At 64.5% G+C, this 14,953-nt stretch carries 17 protein-coding genes; 8 read left to right on the top strand and 9 right to left on the bottom strand.

The features are described 5' to 3' along the window. Positions 1 to 52 precede the first annotated feature (52 nt). From pssA to K320_RS0102100, 4 genes are all read right to left on the bottom strand, one after another. Complete coding sequence (pssA, locus tag K320_RS0102085; RefSeq protein ID WP_024537229.1) at positions 53 to 886, bottom strand: CDP-diacylglycerol--serine O-phosphatidyltransferase; 834 nt, start codon at positions 884 to 886, stop codon at positions 53 to 55. A gap of 144 nt (positions 887 to 1,030) precedes the next feature. Continuing rightward, positions 1,031 to 2,047 carry a ketol-acid reductoisomerase gene (gene ilvC, locus K320_RS0102090; protein ID WP_024537230.1) on the bottom strand — a complete coding sequence of 339 codons (1,017 nt, stop codon included), beginning with the start codon at positions 2,045 to 2,047 and terminating at the stop codon, positions 1,031 to 1,033. Between the two features lie 35 nt (positions 2,048 to 2,082). Beyond that, positions 2,083 to 2,574, bottom strand: a complete 492-nt coding sequence (gene ilvN / locus K320_RS0102095) for an acetolactate synthase small subunit (RefSeq protein ID WP_024537231.1) — start codon at positions 2,572 to 2,574, stop codon at positions 2,083 to 2,085. Between the two features lie 134 nt (positions 2,575 to 2,708). After that, positions 2,709 to 4,502 carry an acetolactate synthase 3 catalytic subunit gene (locus tag K320_RS0102100; protein ID WP_024537232.1) on the bottom strand — a complete coding sequence of 598 codons (1,794 nt, stop codon included), beginning with the start codon at positions 4,500 to 4,502 and terminating at the stop codon, positions 2,709 to 2,711. A gap of 280 nt (positions 4,503 to 4,782) precedes the next feature. Between K320_RS0102100 and K320_RS0102105 the strand changes: the two genes are divergently transcribed. Genes K320_RS0102105 through K320_RS0102130 form a run of 6 tightly spaced genes read left to right on the top strand, consistent with a single transcriptional unit; the run spans position 4,783 to position 8,374 of the window. Continuing rightward, positions 4,783 to 5,358, top strand: a complete 576-nt coding sequence (locus tag K320_RS0102105) for an RNA polymerase sigma factor (RefSeq protein ID WP_024537233.1) — start codon at positions 4,783 to 4,785, stop codon at positions 5,356 to 5,358. Then, the gene (locus K320_RS0102110) at positions 5,355 to 5,810 is read left to right on the top strand and encodes a DUF3619 family protein (protein ID WP_024537234.1); all 456 of its coding nucleotides are present in this window, start codon (positions 5,355 to 5,357) and stop codon (positions 5,808 to 5,810) included. The genes K320_RS0102105 and K320_RS0102110 overlap by 4 nt, the downstream gene beginning before the upstream one ends. Positions 5,811 to 5,837: 27 nt before the next feature. Beyond that, the gene (locus tag K320_RS18300) at positions 5,838 to 6,794 is read left to right on the top strand and encodes a DUF3106 domain-containing protein (protein ID WP_024537235.1); all 957 of its coding nucleotides are present in this window, start codon (positions 5,838 to 5,840) and stop codon (positions 6,792 to 6,794) included. Between the two features lie 52 nt (positions 6,795 to 6,846). Further along, positions 6,847 to 7,371, top strand: coding sequence for an RDD family protein (locus K320_RS0102120; RefSeq protein ID WP_034342280.1), 525 nt, complete (start codon positions 6,847 to 6,849; stop codon positions 7,369 to 7,371). Between the two features lie 21 nt (positions 7,372 to 7,392). Continuing rightward, the gene (locus tag K320_RS0102125) at positions 7,393 to 7,776 is read left to right on the top strand and encodes a diacylglycerol kinase (protein ID WP_029695726.1); all 384 of its coding nucleotides are present in this window, start codon (positions 7,393 to 7,395) and stop codon (positions 7,774 to 7,776) included. Positions 7,777 to 7,780: 4 nt separating this feature from the next. Next, on the top strand, positions 7,781 to 8,374 hold the full coding sequence (locus K320_RS0102130; protein WP_024537237.1) for an LOG family protein: 594 nt from the start codon (positions 7,781 to 7,783) through the stop codon (positions 8,372 to 8,374). Here K320_RS0102130 and K320_RS0102135 read toward each other — a convergent pair whose 3' ends face one another. Continuing rightward, positions 8,375 to 8,713: a P-II family nitrogen regulator gene (locus tag K320_RS0102135; RefSeq protein ID WP_024537238.1), complete on the bottom strand. Its 339-nt coding sequence runs from the start codon at positions 8,711 to 8,713 to the stop codon at positions 8,375 to 8,377. It abuts the gene before it with no gap. A 117-nt stretch (positions 8,714 to 8,830) separates the two neighbouring features. Between K320_RS0102135 and K320_RS0102140 the strand changes: the two genes are divergently transcribed. After that, positions 8,831 to 10,006: a GNAT family N-acetyltransferase gene (locus tag K320_RS0102140; protein ID WP_051384810.1), complete on the top strand. Its 1,176-nt coding sequence runs from the start codon at positions 8,831 to 8,833 to the stop codon at positions 10,004 to 10,006. A 22-nt stretch (positions 10,007 to 10,028) separates the two neighbouring features. Here the strand turns inward: K320_RS0102140 and ppa are convergent, their stop codons facing one another. Then, complete coding sequence (gene ppa / locus K320_RS0102145) at positions 10,029 to 10,565, bottom strand: inorganic diphosphatase (RefSeq protein WP_024537240.1); 537 nt, start codon at positions 10,563 to 10,565, stop codon at positions 10,029 to 10,031. A 242-nt stretch (positions 10,566 to 10,807) separates the two neighbouring features. On the opposite strand from ppa, the gene K320_RS0102150 reads away from it, so the two are divergent. Beyond that, the gene (locus K320_RS0102150) at positions 10,808 to 12,874 is read left to right on the top strand and encodes a sodium-translocating pyrophosphatase (protein WP_024537241.1); all 2,067 of its coding nucleotides are present in this window, start codon (positions 10,808 to 10,810) and stop codon (positions 12,872 to 12,874) included. 127 nt (positions 12,875 to 13,001) lie between these two features. Here K320_RS0102150 and K320_RS0102155 read toward each other — a convergent pair whose 3' ends face one another. The 3 genes from K320_RS0102155 to K320_RS18920 all read right to left on the bottom strand — a co-directional run bounded on the left by K320_RS0102155 (position 13,002) and on the right by K320_RS18920 (position 14,951). After that, positions 13,002 to 13,709: a DUF937 domain-containing protein gene (locus K320_RS0102155; RefSeq protein WP_024537242.1), complete on the bottom strand. Its 708-nt coding sequence runs from the start codon at positions 13,707 to 13,709 to the stop codon at positions 13,002 to 13,004. A gap of 91 nt (positions 13,710 to 13,800) precedes the next feature. Then, positions 13,801 to 14,250, bottom strand: a complete 450-nt coding sequence (locus K320_RS0102160) for a hemerythrin domain-containing protein (protein ID WP_024537243.1) — start codon at positions 14,248 to 14,250, stop codon at positions 13,801 to 13,803. Between the two features lie 125 nt (positions 14,251 to 14,375). Continuing rightward, the gene (locus K320_RS18920; protein WP_156913786.1) at positions 14,376 to 14,951 is read right to left on the bottom strand and encodes a hypothetical protein; all 576 of its coding nucleotides are present in this window, start codon (positions 14,949 to 14,951) and stop codon (positions 14,376 to 14,378) included. Positions 14,952 to 14,953: the final 2 nt, after the last annotated feature.

Here is a 14,953-nt window from a genome sequence, read left to right on the forward strand (position 1 = left end):
GTTGCACGGCAAGGCGAACCAACGCAGTTATGCGTTTGAAGGTGAAGTCGTATCAGTCGTGAAGCCCGCGCTCGTCGGGCTCATCCTTGGAAACGCTGATGACGCTCACCGGTTGACCCTTGGATTTGCGCCAGGCATACAGCGCATAGCCTGAGAGCCCATAGCAGGCAAAAACCATGAACAGCACACTGGGCGGATCGATGTTGATGACGGCAATGCCCAGCGCGATCAGCACCAGCACAACGAAGGGCACGCTCTGGCGCGCCTGCACGTCCTTGAAGCTATAAAACGGCACGTTGGTGACCATGGTCAGGCCCGCGTACAGCGTGATCGCAAACGCAATCCACGAGGCCTGCGGCCAGCTCAGGTGCCCGCCGATGCCGCGCTGCACGCCGTTGTCCGTCATCAGCCAGATGAAGCCCATCACCAGCGCCGCCGCCGCAGGCGACGGCAGGCCCTGGAAGTAGCGTTTGTCCACCACACCGGTATTGACGTTGAAGCGCGCCAGGCGCAGCGCCGCACAGGCGCAATAAACGAAGGCCGCGATCCAGCCCCAGCGCCCCAGCCCCTTGAGCGCCCACACGTACACGATGAGCGCCGGCGCCGCACCGAACGAGACCATGTCGGCGAGTGAATCCATCTGCTCGCCAAAGGCACTTTGCGTGTTGGTCATGCGCGCGACACGGCCATCGAGACTGTCGAAAATCATGGCCGAAAACACGCCCATGGCAGACTGGTCAAAGCGCCCGTTGATGGCCATGACGATGGCGTAAAACCCGCTGAACAGCGCCGCCAGCGTAAACAGATTGGGCAGGATGTAGATGCCCTTGCGGCGCTTGCGCACCACGGCCTCGGCGTCCTGGCTCGACTCATCAATAGAAGGCATATACCAACCAATCCCTTGTACATAAAGCGTCAAAAGCTATGTTTTTTGATAGCCAGAGCGCTGCGGCAGTCGCCACAGTTTAGCGATCGCCCGGACGCAAAAAGGCCACCGCGATGGTGGCCTTTGCGTGCCCGGGCGCCGGCTTCAGTTGCGGCTGCGATCGACCAGCTTGTTCTTGGCGATCCAGGGCATCATCGAGCGCAGCTTGTCGCCCACGATCTCGATCTGGTGCGCCGCCATGTTGCGCCGGCGTGCGGTCATGCTCGGGTAGCCGGTGCGGCCTTCCAGGATGAACTGCTTGGCGTAGTCGCCGTTCTGGATGTTTTTCAGCGCCTCACGCATCGCGGCGCGCGACTGCTCATTCACCACGCGCGGGCCGGTCACGTACTCGCCGTACTCGGCATTGTTGCTGATCGAGTAGTTCATGTTGGCGATACCGCCTTCATAAATCAGGTCAACGATCAGCTTCAGCTCGTGCAGGCACTCGAAATAGGCCATCTCGGGCGCGTAACCGGCTTCCACCAGCGTCTCGAAGCCCATTTTCACCAATTCCACCGCGCCGCCGCACAGCACGGCCTGCTCGCCGAACAGATCGGTTTCGGTTTCTTCCTTGAAGTTGGTCTCGATGATGCCGGCCTTGCCGCCACCATTGGCCATGGCATAGGACAGCGCCAGGTCGCGTGCACGTCCGCTCTTGTCCTGGTGCACCGCCACCAGATGCGGCACGCCGCCGCCCTGGGTGTAGGTGTTGCGCACGGTGTGGCCGGGGGCCTTGGGAGCCACCATCCAGACATCCAGATCGGCGCGCGGCACGACCTGGTTGTAGTGCACGTTGAAACCGTGGGCAAACGCCAGCGACCCGCCCTGCTTGATGTTGGGCTCGACGTGGTTGCTGTACACATCCGCAATTTGCTCGTCGGGCAGCAACATCATGACCACATCGGCCGCCTTGACGGCAGCATCCACTTCCAGCACCGTGAGACCGGCCTTGCCGACCTTGTCCCAGCTCGCTCCACCCTTGCGCAGGCCGACGACGACCTTGACGCCGCTGTCGTTGAGGTTCTGCGCATGCGCATGGCCCTGGCTGCCGTAGCCGATGATGGCAACGGTCTTGCCCTTGATGAGGGACAGATCACAGTCCTTGTCGTAGAAAACTTTCATGGTTGCTCCGGTTGAAATGGGTAAAAAAAGAGGTATCAGACGCGCAACACGCGTTCGCCGCGGCCTATGCCGCTCAGGCCCGTGCGCACGGTCTCAAGGATGGCCGACCGATCGATCGCCTGCAGAAAGGCTTCGGTCTTCTGCTGGTCGCCGGTGATCTCTATCGTATAGCTCTTGTCGGTCACGTCGATGATGCGGCCGCGAAAGATGTCTGCCATGCGCTTGAGCTCTTCGCGCTCCTTGCCTACGGCACGCACCTTGACCATCATCAGCTCGCGCTCGGCGTAGGCGCCCTCGCTCAAATCGACGACCTTGACGACTTCGATCAGGCGATTGAGATGCTTGGTGATCTGCTCGATCACCTCTTCCGAGCCATGCGTCTGGATCGTCATGCGCGAGAGCGACGGGTCTTCCGTCGGCGCCACGGTCAGCGATTCGATGTTGTAGCCACGGGCAGAGAACAGCCCGACGACGCGCGACAGCGCGCCGGCCTCGTTTTCCAGCAATACTGCAATGATGTGTTTCATGATGGATTCCTCTTCTTGCTGCCCTCCCCTGGCGCCGGTAAGCGCCAGACTCGGCAGGCAATAGATTCGTCAAAAATCGGTTGAGCGTTTGGATTTCACGCTGAACGCTCAACGCCCAACGCTCAACCTGTGGTTCAAAGGTCTTCCGAGCCCAGCAGCATCTCCGTGATGCCCTTGCCGGCCTGCACCATGGGGAAAACGTTCTCGGTCGGATCGGTGCGGATGTCGAGGAACACGGTGCGGTCCTTGAGCTTGCGCGCCTCGCGCAGGGCGCCTTCCACGTCCTGCGGGCGCTCGACCAGCAGGCCGACATGGCCATAGGCCTCCGCCAGCTTGACGAAGTTGGGCAGCGCGTCCATGTAGGTCTGGCTGTAGCGCCCGGCGTACTGGATTTCCTGCCACTGGCGCACCATGCCGAGGTAGCGGTTGTTCAGCGCCACGATCTTGATCGGCGTGTGGTATTGCTGGCAGGTGGAGAGCTCCTGGATGTTCATCTGCACCGAGCCTTCGCCGGTGATGCAGAACACCTCGCTCTGCGGTCTGGCGAGCTTGATGCCCATGGCGTAGGGAATGCCCACGCCCATGGTGCCCAGCCCGCCGGAATTGATCCAGCGGCGCGGCTCGTCAAAGCGGTAGTACTGTGCCGCCCACATCTGGTGCTGCCCCACGTCGGAGGTGATGTAGGTGTCCGTGCCCCTGGTCATGTTCCACAGGGTGTCCACCACGAACTGCGGCTTGATGACTTCGGTGTTGCCGCGGTCATAGGCCAGGCAGTCGCGCCCACGCCATTCCTCGATCTGGCTCCACCACGCAGCCAGCGCCTTGGCATCGGGCTTGGTGGCGGCATCGCGCACCATGGAGATCAGCTCCGACAGTACCTCCTTCACGTCGCCAACGATGGGCACGTCCACGCGCACGCGCTTGGAGATGCTGGAGGGATCGATGTCGATGTGGATGATCTTGCGCTCGCGCTGCGCAAAGTGCTTGGGATTGCCGATCACGCGGTCATCGAAGCGCGCGCCCACGGCCAGCAACACGTCGCAGTTCTGCATCGCGTTGTTGGCCTCGTACGTGCCGTGCATGCCCAGCATGCCGACGAATTTGCGGTCGCTCGCCGGGTAGGCACCCAGGCCCATCAGCGTGTGCGTGACCGGGTAGCCCAGCATGTCCACCAGCGTGCGCAGCTCCTGGCAGGCATTGCCCAGCAGCACGCCGCCGCCGGTGTAGATGTAGGGACGCTTGGCGGTCAGCAGCAGTTGCAGCGCCTTGCGGATCTGCCCCGCATGGCCCTTGCGCACCGGGTTGTACGAGCGCATTTCCACCGTCTCGGGGTAGCCGGTGAAGGTGGTCTTGTTGAATGAAACGTCCTTGGGGATATCCACCACGACCGGGCCGGGGCGGCCGGTGCGCGCGATGTGGAAGGCCTTCTTCATCGTCAGCGCCAGATCGCGCACGTCCTTGACGAGGAAGTTGTGCTTGACGATGGGGCGCGTGATGCCCACGGTATCGCACTCCTGGAAGGCATCCAGGCCGATCGCCGCCGTCGGCACCTGGCCGGCGATGATGACCATGGGGATCGAATCCATGTAGGCGGTGGCGATGCCCGTCACCGCGTTGGTCAGGCCCGGCCCCGAAGTGACCAGCGCCACGCCCACGTCGCCGGTGGCGCGGGCGTAGCCATCGGCCGCGTGCACCGCCGCCTGTTCGTGGCGCACCAGCACGTGCTGTATCGATTCTTCCTTGTACAGCGCGTCGTAGATGTAGAGCACCGCGCCACCGGGATAGCCCCAGATGTGCTTCACGCCTTCGGCGGTCAGCGCGCGCATGAGGATTTCGGCGCCCATCAATTCAGCGGGCTCGGTGCCCGAATGCGCAGCGCCATCGGCGGCAGCGGCCGCTTTTGCCATTTCGGCTTTGGAGATTTCCATGATCAACCTTTGCGAATTTCTCTGACGAAAAACCTTGGGTGCCCCTCGGTCGAGCCCTTGTGGGGCCGCGTCGGGACTTGAGGTCTCGGCCATGGACGCGGGCTGTCGTGCGCCGAGCCGGGACCCGTTTGCTTCGTTAAAACCAAGGCCGCATTATTGCACTGCAGCATCTATTTGCGTGCACGCGGTTCCAAAAACGCAACACGATGGGATAATCCAGCGCGTCGCCGCACAGGGCGCGGCGGCGCATCCCGGTTCCCGACAGCGGGAATTTTCGTCTTTGGCCACCGAACAAGAGCTCTCCGATTTCCTCAAAAGCGTGGAAAGGCGTGCATTCAAGCGCACCGTCTACCACGTGCGCGACGAGGAAGCGGCGCTGGACATCGTGCAGGACAGCATGCTCAAGCTGTCGGTGCACTATGGCGACAAGCCGCCGGCAGAGCTGCCCATGCTGTTTCAGCGCATCCTCTCCAATTGCACGCTGGACTGGTTCCGGCGCCAGAAGACGCGCAAGGCACTGTTCACCAACATGAGCGAATTCGAGGGTCCCGGAGACGACGGTCAGGACTTCGATCTGCTTGAAAGCCTGATCGCTCCCGGGGCATCGGATAATGAAGCCACGCAAAGCCCGGAAAATGCCGTCAGGATGACGCAGACCGTGCAAGCGATAGAAGCCGCGATTGAACAGCTGCCGCCGCGTCAACGCGAGGCATTTTTGATGCGTTACTGGGAAGATATGGATGTTGCGGAGACCGCCGCGGCCATGGGTTGCTCCGAAGGCAGCGTCAAGACGCATTGCTTTCGCGCTGTCCAGACCCTGAGCAAGCTGCTGCAGGCCCAAGGAATTGCACCATGAACGACACTGCCGTCACTCTCACTCCCCGTGCCGATGCCTTCGCGCGCCGCATTGCCGCGCGCCTCACGCAGGCGGGCGATCACCTGCACCACGACATCGCCGAGCGCCTGCGCGCCGCGCGTGTGCGGGCCGTCGCCCAGCGCAAGCGCCCGGTGGCGCAGCCAAAACTGTATTTGCATCCCGTTGCCACCGTCACGGCCCAAGGCGCCGCCGCCACGCTGAGCGCCGGGGGAGGCGATGGCGGCCACCATTGGGGCCGGGCGCTGGTCTCCGGCGCCTGGATCGCCGCATTGCTGATTGGTCTGGCCTGGGTGCACCATACGCAAGTGGAAAGCGTCGCGAGCGAAATCAGCGAGATCGACACCGCCCTGCTGACCGATGACCTCCCACCCGCCGCCTATACCGACCCTGGGTTTGCACAATTCATCAAATCCAGCCGTACAGACCGCTGAATTTCCGCCCCGCCGCACGCCGACTGCATGGCAGCACCGCCTTCGCCTCCCGACCCGTCTCCCACCACCAACGCCCACACGGCAATCCTGGCGCTGGCACTGGCGCTGTGGGTGGTCTTTGTGTTCGCCGGCGGATGGGCGGTCTCGCGGGTCAAGGCGCTTCCCGGCGTCACGCTCCCCGCTCCGCGGCCGTCGCCGGCGAAATTCCAGCCCCGCGCGCCTGCCCCGCCACCTCTTCCCGCCGTTGTTGAAGAGGCCGGACCGTCCTGGAGCAGCCTGGGCAGCGCCCAGCAAGCCGCGCTGTCGCCCCTGCGACCGCACTGGAGCACGCTGAGTGAAGCACAGAAACACCAGTGGATGACGCTGGCGCAGCGCTTCCCCAGGCTCTCCCACGCCAACCAGGAAAAACTGCAGGCACGCATGGCCGCCTGGGCCGCCCTGTCGCCCGAGCAGCGCAACCGCGCCAGACTGAACTACGCCGCCACCCGCAAGGTGGCCCCGCCTGCCAGACAGGAGCAGTGGGATGCCTACCAGGCCTTGAGCGCGGAGGCCAGGCACGAGCTGGCCACCCAGGCGCCGCCCGCGCCGCAGGGCGCCGCCATCGCGGTACGGCCCGTGCCGGGGCACAAATTCGCCAGGGTGCCTGCCGCCACGGGCCCTGCCGCCGCCGTACCCAATCCCCCCAAGATTCTGCCGCCGGTGGTGGACATGGTCCCCGTGCCGGTGCCGCCGCGCGCCAGCATCCCTCCGGTGCCGGAGCCTGCCGCGCCCGCGCCACCCGGCGCCGTACCGCTCGTCGAGACGACGCCGATCGACACCCCATCCGCCACGGGAGAGCCCCTGCCTTCGCTGGACGAAAACGCGGCGCCGGCAAGTCCGGCGCCAGCGCCCTCACCCGAATCCGCGGCACCAGACCTGGCAGCCACCCCCGGCATCGATGCCGCACCGGCCGAACCCGGCATCCCAGCGCAGCCCGCGCAGTAACATCGCGCGTCGGCAGCCCTGCGCTGCAACACTTCACCACCCGACAGCCACCTTGGACTCCAACGCCCCGGCCCCTGCCGCAACCGCGCCGCCAACCCCCGCCCTGTCGCGGCGCATGGCCTGCTGGCTCTATGAGGGCATCCTGATGTTCGGGCTGGTCTTCATCGCCGACTACCTGTTCGATACCCTGAGCCAGTCGCGCCATGCGCTGGCGCACCGGGGACTGCGCATGGGCTACCTGTTCGTGGTGTTCGGCATCTACTTCGGCTGGTTCTGGTCGCGCGGGCAGACGCTGGCACAGAAGACCTGGAACATCCGCGTCGTCGATGTGAACGGGCAGCGCATTTCCCAGGGCCGCGCGGTGCTGCGCTATGCGCTCTCCTGGCTCTGGTTCCTGCCGCCGCTGGCCGCCTACAGCCTGGGGCTTGGCCTGGTCACCACACTGACGCTGCTGGTGCTGTGGATCGCACTCTGGGCGCTGGCCAGCAAGCTACACCCGCAGCAGCAGTTCTGGCATGACCAGCTCGCCGGCACGCGGCTGATCCACTGGCGCGCGCCGCCGCGCCAGCCACGCTGAACCAGCGCCCCCCAAGCCCGCATGCCGCCACCCGATTCCCATCCACACCGCGCCCGCACAGGGCTTCCCCGCCTGTGGCATGCCACCGGCTATTCACTCGCCGGTCTGCGCGCCGCATGGAGCGAAAAGGCCTTCCGCCAGGAGGTGCTGATCGCCATCGTCCTGCTGCCACTGGCGTTCTGGCTGGGGCAAAGCTGGCTGGAAACGGCGGTGCTCCTTGCCGTCACACTGCTGGTGCTGATCACCGAGCTGCTCAATTCCGCGGTCGAGGCCGCGATTGACCGCTTTGGCGGCGAACTGCACCCACTCTCCAAGCGTGCCAAGGACCTCGGCAGCGCCGCTGTTTTTATCTCGCTTTTGATAGCTTCCAGCGCATGGCTGATGGCGGTTTACCATCGATTTTAATCTTATGTCTGATCCTGCCTTCTCGCTCTGTGTCTATCTCGGTTCGCGCCCCGGCAACCACCCCTTGTTCATCGAGGCGGCACAGCAGGCGGGCCAGTGGATAGGCCAGCACCGCGGCCAGCTGGTCTATGGCGGCGGCAACAGCGGCCTGATGGGCGTGCTGGCGCAGGCAACCAAAGCGGCGGGCGGGCGCGTGGTCGGCATCATCCCGCAGGCCCTGGTGAACAAGGAGCTGGCCAACCACGATTGCGATGAGCTGCACGTGGTCGAGACCATGCACGAGCGCAAGGCCATGATGGCCGAGCGCAGCGATGCCTTTCTCGCGCTGCCCGGCGGCATCGGCACGCTGGAGGAACTGTTCGAGGTCTGGACCTGGCGCCAGCTCGGCTACCACGACAAGCCCATAGGCGTGCTCGACGCCGATGGCTACTACCGCCAGCTGCTGGGCTTTCTGCGGCACTCGGTAGAAAACGGCTTCATGAGCGCGTGGCAGATGGACCTGGTGCGCGTGGGCAGCGAAGTGCCCCCGTTGCTGGCCGCGCTGGTGCAGGAGGCCGGCCTGCCGCGCGAGGCCAAGCCGCTGCGCAGCGTGATCTGATCAGATCGCCGCCTCGTCCAGATCGCCGGTGCGGATGCGGATCACGCGCTGCACCGGCGTGACGAAAATCTTGCCATCGCCGATCTTGCCGGTGCGGGCGGCGGCGATGATGGCATCCACGCAGCGCTCCACGTCGTCGTCGCGCACCACCACCTCTATCTTGATCTTGGGCAGAAAATCCACCACGTATTCCGCGCCGCGGTAAAGCTCGGTATGGCCCTTCTGCCGGCCAAAGCCCTTGACCTCGGTGACGGTGAGGCCAGTGGCGCCGCAGGCGGCCAGCGACTCGCGCACCTCGTCGAGCTTGAAGGGTTTGATGACGGCAGTGATCATCTGCATGGCATGGGTTCCTGAAGTGGCTGACCGGTCCGCTCCGGCCTTTGTTACGCCGTCTATTATCGCAACGCGGCAGAACTTGCCTACCGACTGACGACCTTGCCCGACTACACATTGCAGATGCACCCATCGGTGCACGACATCGACCCAACCGCCTGGGACACGCTGCTGGCGCGCCAGACGCACCCTTCACCCTTCATGCGCCATGCCTATCTGGCAGCGCTGCAGGACAGCGGCAGCGCCACCTCGCGCACCGGCTGGGCGGCGCGCTGCTTCCTGCTGTGGCAGGGCGATGCGCTCGCCGCCGCCTGCGTGCTCTACCTGAAGGCGCATTCGCGCGGCGAATACGTCTTCGACTGGGCCTGGGCCGATGCCTACGCCCGCCACGGGCTGGTCTATTACCCCAAGGCCGTCGTCGCCGTGCCGTTCACGCCGGTGCCGGGCACGCGGCTGCTGGCATGCGATGGCGAGGCGCGCCGGGTGCTGCTGCAGCAGCTGATCGCCTGGTGCCAGGAGCAGCGCCTGTCCTCCCTGCACCTGCTGTTTGCCGCCGAGGAGGACATCGCCAGCGCCCGCCAGACCGGGCTGATGCTGCGCCATACCGTGCAGTTCCACTGGCACAACCGGCACCCGCAGCAGCAACGGCCGTTCACGGATTTCGATGATTTCCTGATGTCGCTGTCGCAGGACAAGCGCAAGAAGATCCGCCAGGAGCGCCGCCGCGTCGCCGATGCGGGCGTGCGCTTTCGCGTCTGCCGTGGCGAGGAGATCAGCGTGGCGGACTGGGATTTCTTTTACGCCTGCTACGACCGCACCTATTGGGAGCACGGCAACCCGCCCTACCTCACGCGCGACTTTTTCGTCCGTGCCGCAGCCCGGATGCCGAAAATGTGGCTGCTCTTCATCGCCGAGCGCGATGGCCAGCCGATTGCTTCCAGCTTGATAGCTGTTGGCGCAGAACCATCAAGCGCCGATGGGCAATCTGGCATGCAGACCGTGGCCTACGGCCGCTACTGGGGCGCGCTGGAGCGCGTGGATTGCCTGCACTTCGAGGCCTGCTACTACCAGCCGATTGCGTGGTGCATTGCCAACGGCGTCGCGCGCTTTGAGGGCGGCGCGCAGGGCGAACACAAGCTGGCGCGCGCGCTGCTGCCCACGCAGGCCACCAGCGCGCACTGGCTGGCGCACCCCGGCTTTGCCCACGCCGTGGACGAATACCTGCAGCGCGAGCGCGAGGGCGTGGAGCACTACATGGACGCGCTGCAGACGCACAGCCCGTTCAGGCACGGAGCCTGATGCCCATGGACCGGAAACCCCGTCAGTCCCTGGGCCTGGCGTAGTTCGCCACGCCGTCCATCAATTCCTTCTGCGCGGCGGCCACGCCTTCCCAGCCCAGCACCTTGACCCATTTGCCGTCTTCCAGGTCCTTGTAGTGCTCGAAGAAATGGCTGATGGCCTTCAGGCGCATGGGGTTCACGTCTTCCACCGATTTCCAGCCCTCGTACATCTTGAGCACCTTGGAGTCGGGTACGGCCAGAATTTTTCCATCGATGCCCGCCTCATCTTCCATCTTCAGGATGCCGAGCGGGCGGCAGACCACGCCCACGCCCGGCAGCAGCGGGTAGGGGGTGATGACGAGCACGTCCACCGGATCGCCGTCGCCCGACAGGGTCTGCGGCACGTAGCCGTAGTTGCAGGGGTAGTACATCGCGACGGTGAGGAAGCGGTCGACGAAGACGGTGCTGGTCTCCTTGTCCACCTCGTACTTGATCGGGTCGGACTCGGCGGGAATCTCGATGATGACGTTGAAAAGATCAGGAAGTTTGTTCCCGGGGCTAACCAGATTGAGGGCCATGGTGCGATTTGCCTGTGTTGAAAAATAGGATTGTCAGGGTTTTCCTGAGCACAAAACATGCCACGAATTCTAAGAAACCCGGCTTGCACCAGGCTTGCGTGCTGTAAGGCAGTGTAAATCGCAGTAAATTAGCGCTGTTGGCCAATCACCTCCGATTGTCGGACGTCGAGGAAGCAACGTGGTGGAAGCACTTCCCAGGCGTTGCGCTTCCGTCTATGACAATCACAAAAGGAGAGTTGAGAATGCCTCAATCGGCAGAGCTGACAACGCCACTCATCATGGCCCTGGTTTGCGGGGTGATCGCAGTGGTCTATGGCCTGTGGGCCCGTGGCTGGATTCTGGCCAAGGACCCAGGCAACGCCCGCATGCAGGAGATCGCGGGCGCCATCCAGCAGGGGGCCGCGGCCTACCTGGGCAAGCAGTACAGGACGATCGCCATCGTCGGCGTGGTGCTGGCCATACTCATCGCCCTCTTCCTTGACGCCATGACGGCAGCCGGCTTCGTCGTCGGCGCGGTGCTCTCGGGCGCCTGCGGCTTCATCGGCATGAACGTCTCGGTGCGCGCCAACGTGCGCACTGCGCAGGCGGCCACGCAAGGCATCGGCCCGGCGCTGGATGTCGCCTTCCGGGGTGGCGCCATCACCGGCATGCTGGTGGTGGGCCTGGGCCTGCTGGGCGTCACCGGCTTTTACTGGTTCCTCGGCGGCCCGGCGGCCGACAGCCATGCGCTCAACCCGCTGATCGGGCTGGCCTTCGGCTCTTCGCTGATCTCCATCTTCGCACGCCTGGGCGGCGGCATCTTCACCAAGGGTGCGGACGTGGGCGCCGACCTGGTGGGCAAGGTGGAAGCCGGCATCCCCGAGGACGACCCGCGCAACCCCGCGGTGATCGCCGACAACGTGGGCGACAACGTGGGCGACTGCGCCGGCATGGCGGCGGACCTGTTTGAAACCTATGCCGTGACGCTGATCGCCACCATGGTGCTGGGCGGCCTGCTCATCAAGGGCGCCGGGGCTCACGCCGTGGTCTACCCGTTGGCGCTGGGCGCGGTGTCCATCGTCGCCTCCATCATCGGCACCTTCTTCGTCAAGGCCAGCCCCGGCATGAAGAACGTGATGCCGGCGCTCTACAAAGGCCTGGCGATCGCCGGTGTGCTGTCGCTCATCGCGTTCTACTTCGTCACCGCCTGGATCATTCCGGACAACGCGCTGGGCGGCACGGGCGCCGTCGGCAAGCTCTTCGGCGCCTGCATCGTCGGTCTGGTGCTCACCGGCCTGCTGGTGTGGATCACCGAGTACTACACCGGCACGCAGTACAAGCCGGTGCAGCATGTGGCGCAGGCCAGCACCACCGGGCACGCGACCAACATCATCGCGGGCATTGGCATCAGCATGAAATCCACCGCCTGGCCGGTGATCTTCGTCTGCATTGCCATCTGGGCTGCCTTCCATCTGGCCGGCCTGTACGGCGTGGCGATCGCCGCGATGTCCATGCTCTCCATGGCCGGCATCGTGGTGGCGCTCGACGCCTACGGCCCCATCACCGACAACGCCGGCGGCATCGCCGAAATGGCCGAACTGCCCTCCAGCGTGCGCGACATCACCGACCCGCTGGACGCCGTGGGCAACACCACCAAGGCGGTGACCAAGGGCTACGCCATCGGCTCGGCGGGCCTGGCGGCACTGGTGCTGTTTGCCGACTACACGCACAAGCTGGAAACCTTCGGCCAGTCGGTGAGCTTCGACCTCTCAGACCCGCTGGTGATCGTCGGCCTGTTCGTCGGCGGCCTGATCCCCTACCTCTTCGGCGCCATGGCGATGGAGGCCGTGGGCCGCGCCGCGGGCAGCGTGGTCGAGGAAGTGCGCCGCCAGTTCCGCGAAATCCCCGGCATCATGCAAGGCACGGCCAAGCCCGAATATGGCCGCGCCGTCGGCATGCTGACCGGCGCCGCCATCAAGGAAATGATGATCCCCAGCCTGCTGCCGGTGGCGGTGCCGATTTTGGTCGGTCTCATCCTCGGTCCGAAGGCGCTGGGCGGCCTGCTCATGGGCACCATCGTCACTGGCCTGTTCGTGGCGATTTCGATGTGCACCGGCGGCGGCGCCTGGGACAACGCCAAGAAGTACATCGAGGACGGCCACCACGGCGGCAAGGGCTCTGATGCGCACAAGGCCGCCGTCACCGGCGACACCGTGGGCGACCCCTACAAGGACACCGCCGGCCCGGCCGTCAACCCGCTGATCAAGATCATCAACATCGTGGCGTTGCTCATCGTGCCGCTGGTGGTGAAGTTCCACACCGGCGGTTGAGCAGGACGGTTGTGCCCCTCGCCCCTTTGGGGAGAGGCTTGGAGAGGGGCTCGAACGATTGCAAAAAAAGAGCGGCTGACGCATACCCCATATGCGCCAGCCGCTTTTTTGTTGGTGAAAAACTGCGTCAGCGGCGCCCGCCCAGCAGACTGCCGCCCAACTTGAGAACGTCGCTCAGATCAAACTTGCCATCGCCGTTCTGGTCCAGCACCGCCCCCAGCAGCCCGCCGCCCAGACCGCCCTGCTGCTGAACCTGTGCATGTTCCTGCCCCAGCATGCTGCCCAGGCCCCCGGCATTGAGATTGCCCGCGCTGACCCGCTGCGACAGCGCCGCCATCACCATGGGCGCCAGCATCGCCAGCAGACTGCCAGCCTGCGAACCATTGAGGCCCGTCGCCTGGCCCAGCCCGGATTGCGCGCGGCCTTGCGCATCGCCAAACACATGGCCCAGGATGCCTCCGCCGTCCAACTGCGCGCTGGCGGGCGCGCCGCCACCGCCGCCCAGAAGGCCTCCCAGCAGGCCGCCCAGCCCGCCCAGGCCCCCCAGGGCCGCGCCAGCGCCGCCTGCGCCCTGCCCGCCGCCGGCCAGCGCGCCCAGCAGGCCGCCCAGGTCCATCGCGCCCTGCCCCGAATGGTCGCGCTGCAGCGCACCGAACAAGGCCTCTGCCCCGCCCGGCTGCTGGGCATTGCGCCCCATGGCGCCCACCAGCATCGGCAGCGCCGCGCCCACCGCCTGGCTGGCAGTGGCGGTATCCGTACCCAGTTGCTGCGCAATCTGCCCCATGGAGCCGCCTTGCAGCTGCCCCATCAGATCGTCGATCAGAGAACCATTCATGGCCGTTCCTTCACACCCGTGGAAAAAAACGACTATAGACCCCAAAGGAAACGCCAGCACTCCGCATGCGGCCCGCGCGTGTGAACAAACGTCAGGCGCGCTTGCCCCGCATCGCCTTGCACACCCAGCCCTCGGGCAGCCGTGCCGCCGCCAGCGCATCGGCCAGACCCGCGTGCCCGTCGGCCGCGCTGTAGAGGATCTGCTCCTCCTTGGGGTTGTGCACCTGCAGCAACTGGAACAGCTCTTCCAGGTCATCCTGCATGGCGTCGAGCGCCGTCCCATCGCGGCAGGCCTGGGCGAGCGACTCCATCAGCGGCCACATCAGCCCGTGCTCGCGTTCCATCACCATGATGGACAGGCCCACCGAGCCTTCCAGCGCCGGGAACAGCACCGTCTCTTCCAGATACAGATGCGCGCGCAGCAAGTCGAGCGAACGCGCCAGCTCCACCTGGTCGCTGCTGCCATCCATGGCGCCCTGCACGCCGAAGTCGATATCTTCGTGCTGCTCCTGCAGCAGCGCGCTGGCGGTCTGTGCTGACATCGTGTTTCCCTTGCGGATCGAACAACCGCGCATCTTGGCACAGCGCCCAAGCACCCACTCAACTACAGGCTATCCGGAGCGAAGCCGAGCAAGACCGCCGATTGAGGTGCTTCGTTGAGCCAAGTTCATCGCTGAGCTGAGCTCCGCTGGTAAGTATTGGCAGCTACGGCCTTCCAATCATCCGCCTCAATGAGTATTCCTAGAGCTTTTCTAAATCGTCCACGACGACCACTCACAGTTTGCTTATATCCGCCATCGGGGATGATAGTTCCTATCAGAACCCTGACCCTATCGTCTCCATACCAATTCAAAGATTCGTGTTCTAGCTTATTCAAAATAGCATGTGCTATCTCCTCGGCAGGAGTGTTCACAGGCATCGGTCGACTTGTAGGGTACAGCTGACGGCATCTTGTTGAGATAATTTCAGCAGTCCACTTGTCTAGATCAACACACCAATCCTGAATTTCAGCGCGCGTAGACCCATTCACCACACTGCCGTGGCGCTCGATGGAAAATGTAATGTACGGGGGATCCCATGACATTGATTCCGCTCTATCGAGAAGCTTGTCACCCTTCATCCCGCCATCGCTCGCGCCGGATAAACTTGACCACACCTCCGCTAAGAGACGCTGGAGTTGCACAACGTCAGAAATTGGCTCTGGACCAAGGTTCAAAAGGAATTGTCTAATCTGCTGATTCATTG

The sequence above is a fragment of the Comamonas badia DSM 17552 genome (assembly GCF_000484635.1).
In the GTDB taxonomy this organism is placed as follows: Bacteria; Pseudomonadota; Gammaproteobacteria; order Burkholderiales; family Burkholderiaceae_C; genus Comamonas_C; species Comamonas_C badia.

Coding starts and splice junctions, on each gene's coding strand:
- pssA (WP_024537229.1), bottom strand. CDS start 886: ATGCCTTCTATTGATGAGTCGAGCCAGGACGCCGAGGCCGTGGTGCGC.
- ilvC (WP_024537230.1), bottom strand. CDS start 2,047: ATGAAAGTTTTCTACGACAAGGACTGTGATCTGTCCCTCATCAAGGGC.
- ilvN (WP_024537231.1), bottom strand. CDS start 2,574: ATGAAACACATCATTGCAGTATTGCTGGAAAACGAGGCCGGCGCGCTG.
- K320_RS0102100 (WP_024537232.1), bottom strand. CDS start 4,502: ATGGAAATCTCCAAAGCCGAAATGGCAAAAGCGGCCGCTGCCGCCGAT.
- K320_RS0102110 (WP_024537234.1), top strand. CDS start 5,355: ATGAACGACACTGCCGTCACTCTCACTCCCCGTGCCGATGCCTTCGCG.
- K320_RS18300 (WP_024537235.1), top strand. CDS start 5,838: ATGGCAGCACCGCCTTCGCCTCCCGACCCGTCTCCCACCACCAACGCC.
- K320_RS0102125 (WP_029695726.1), top strand. CDS start 7,393: ATGCCGCCACCCGATTCCCATCCACACCGCGCCCGCACAGGGCTTCCC.
- K320_RS0102130 (WP_024537237.1), top strand. CDS start 7,781: ATGTCTGATCCTGCCTTCTCGCTCTGTGTCTATCTCGGTTCGCGCCCC.
- K320_RS0102135 (WP_024537238.1), bottom strand. CDS start 8,713: ATGCAGATGATCACTGCCGTCATCAAACCCTTCAAGCTCGACGAGGTG.
- K320_RS0102140 (WP_051384810.1), top strand. CDS start 8,831: ATGCACCCATCGGTGCACGACATCGACCCAACCGCCTGGGACACGCTG.
- ppa (WP_024537240.1), bottom strand. CDS start 10,565: ATGGCCCTCAATCTGGTTAGCCCCGGGAACAAACTTCCTGATCTTTTC.
- K320_RS0102150 (WP_024537241.1), top strand. CDS start 10,808: ATGCCTCAATCGGCAGAGCTGACAACGCCACTCATCATGGCCCTGGTT.
- K320_RS0102155 (WP_024537242.1), bottom strand. CDS start 13,709: ATGAATGGTTCTCTGATCGACGATCTGATGGGGCAGCTGCAAGGCGGC.
- K320_RS0102160 (WP_024537243.1), bottom strand. CDS start 14,250: ATGTCAGCACAGACCGCCAGCGCGCTGCTGCAGGAGCAGCACGAAGAT.
- K320_RS18920 (WP_156913786.1), bottom strand. CDS start 14,951: ATGAATCAGCAGATTAGACAATTCCTTTTGAACCTTGGTCCAGAGCCA.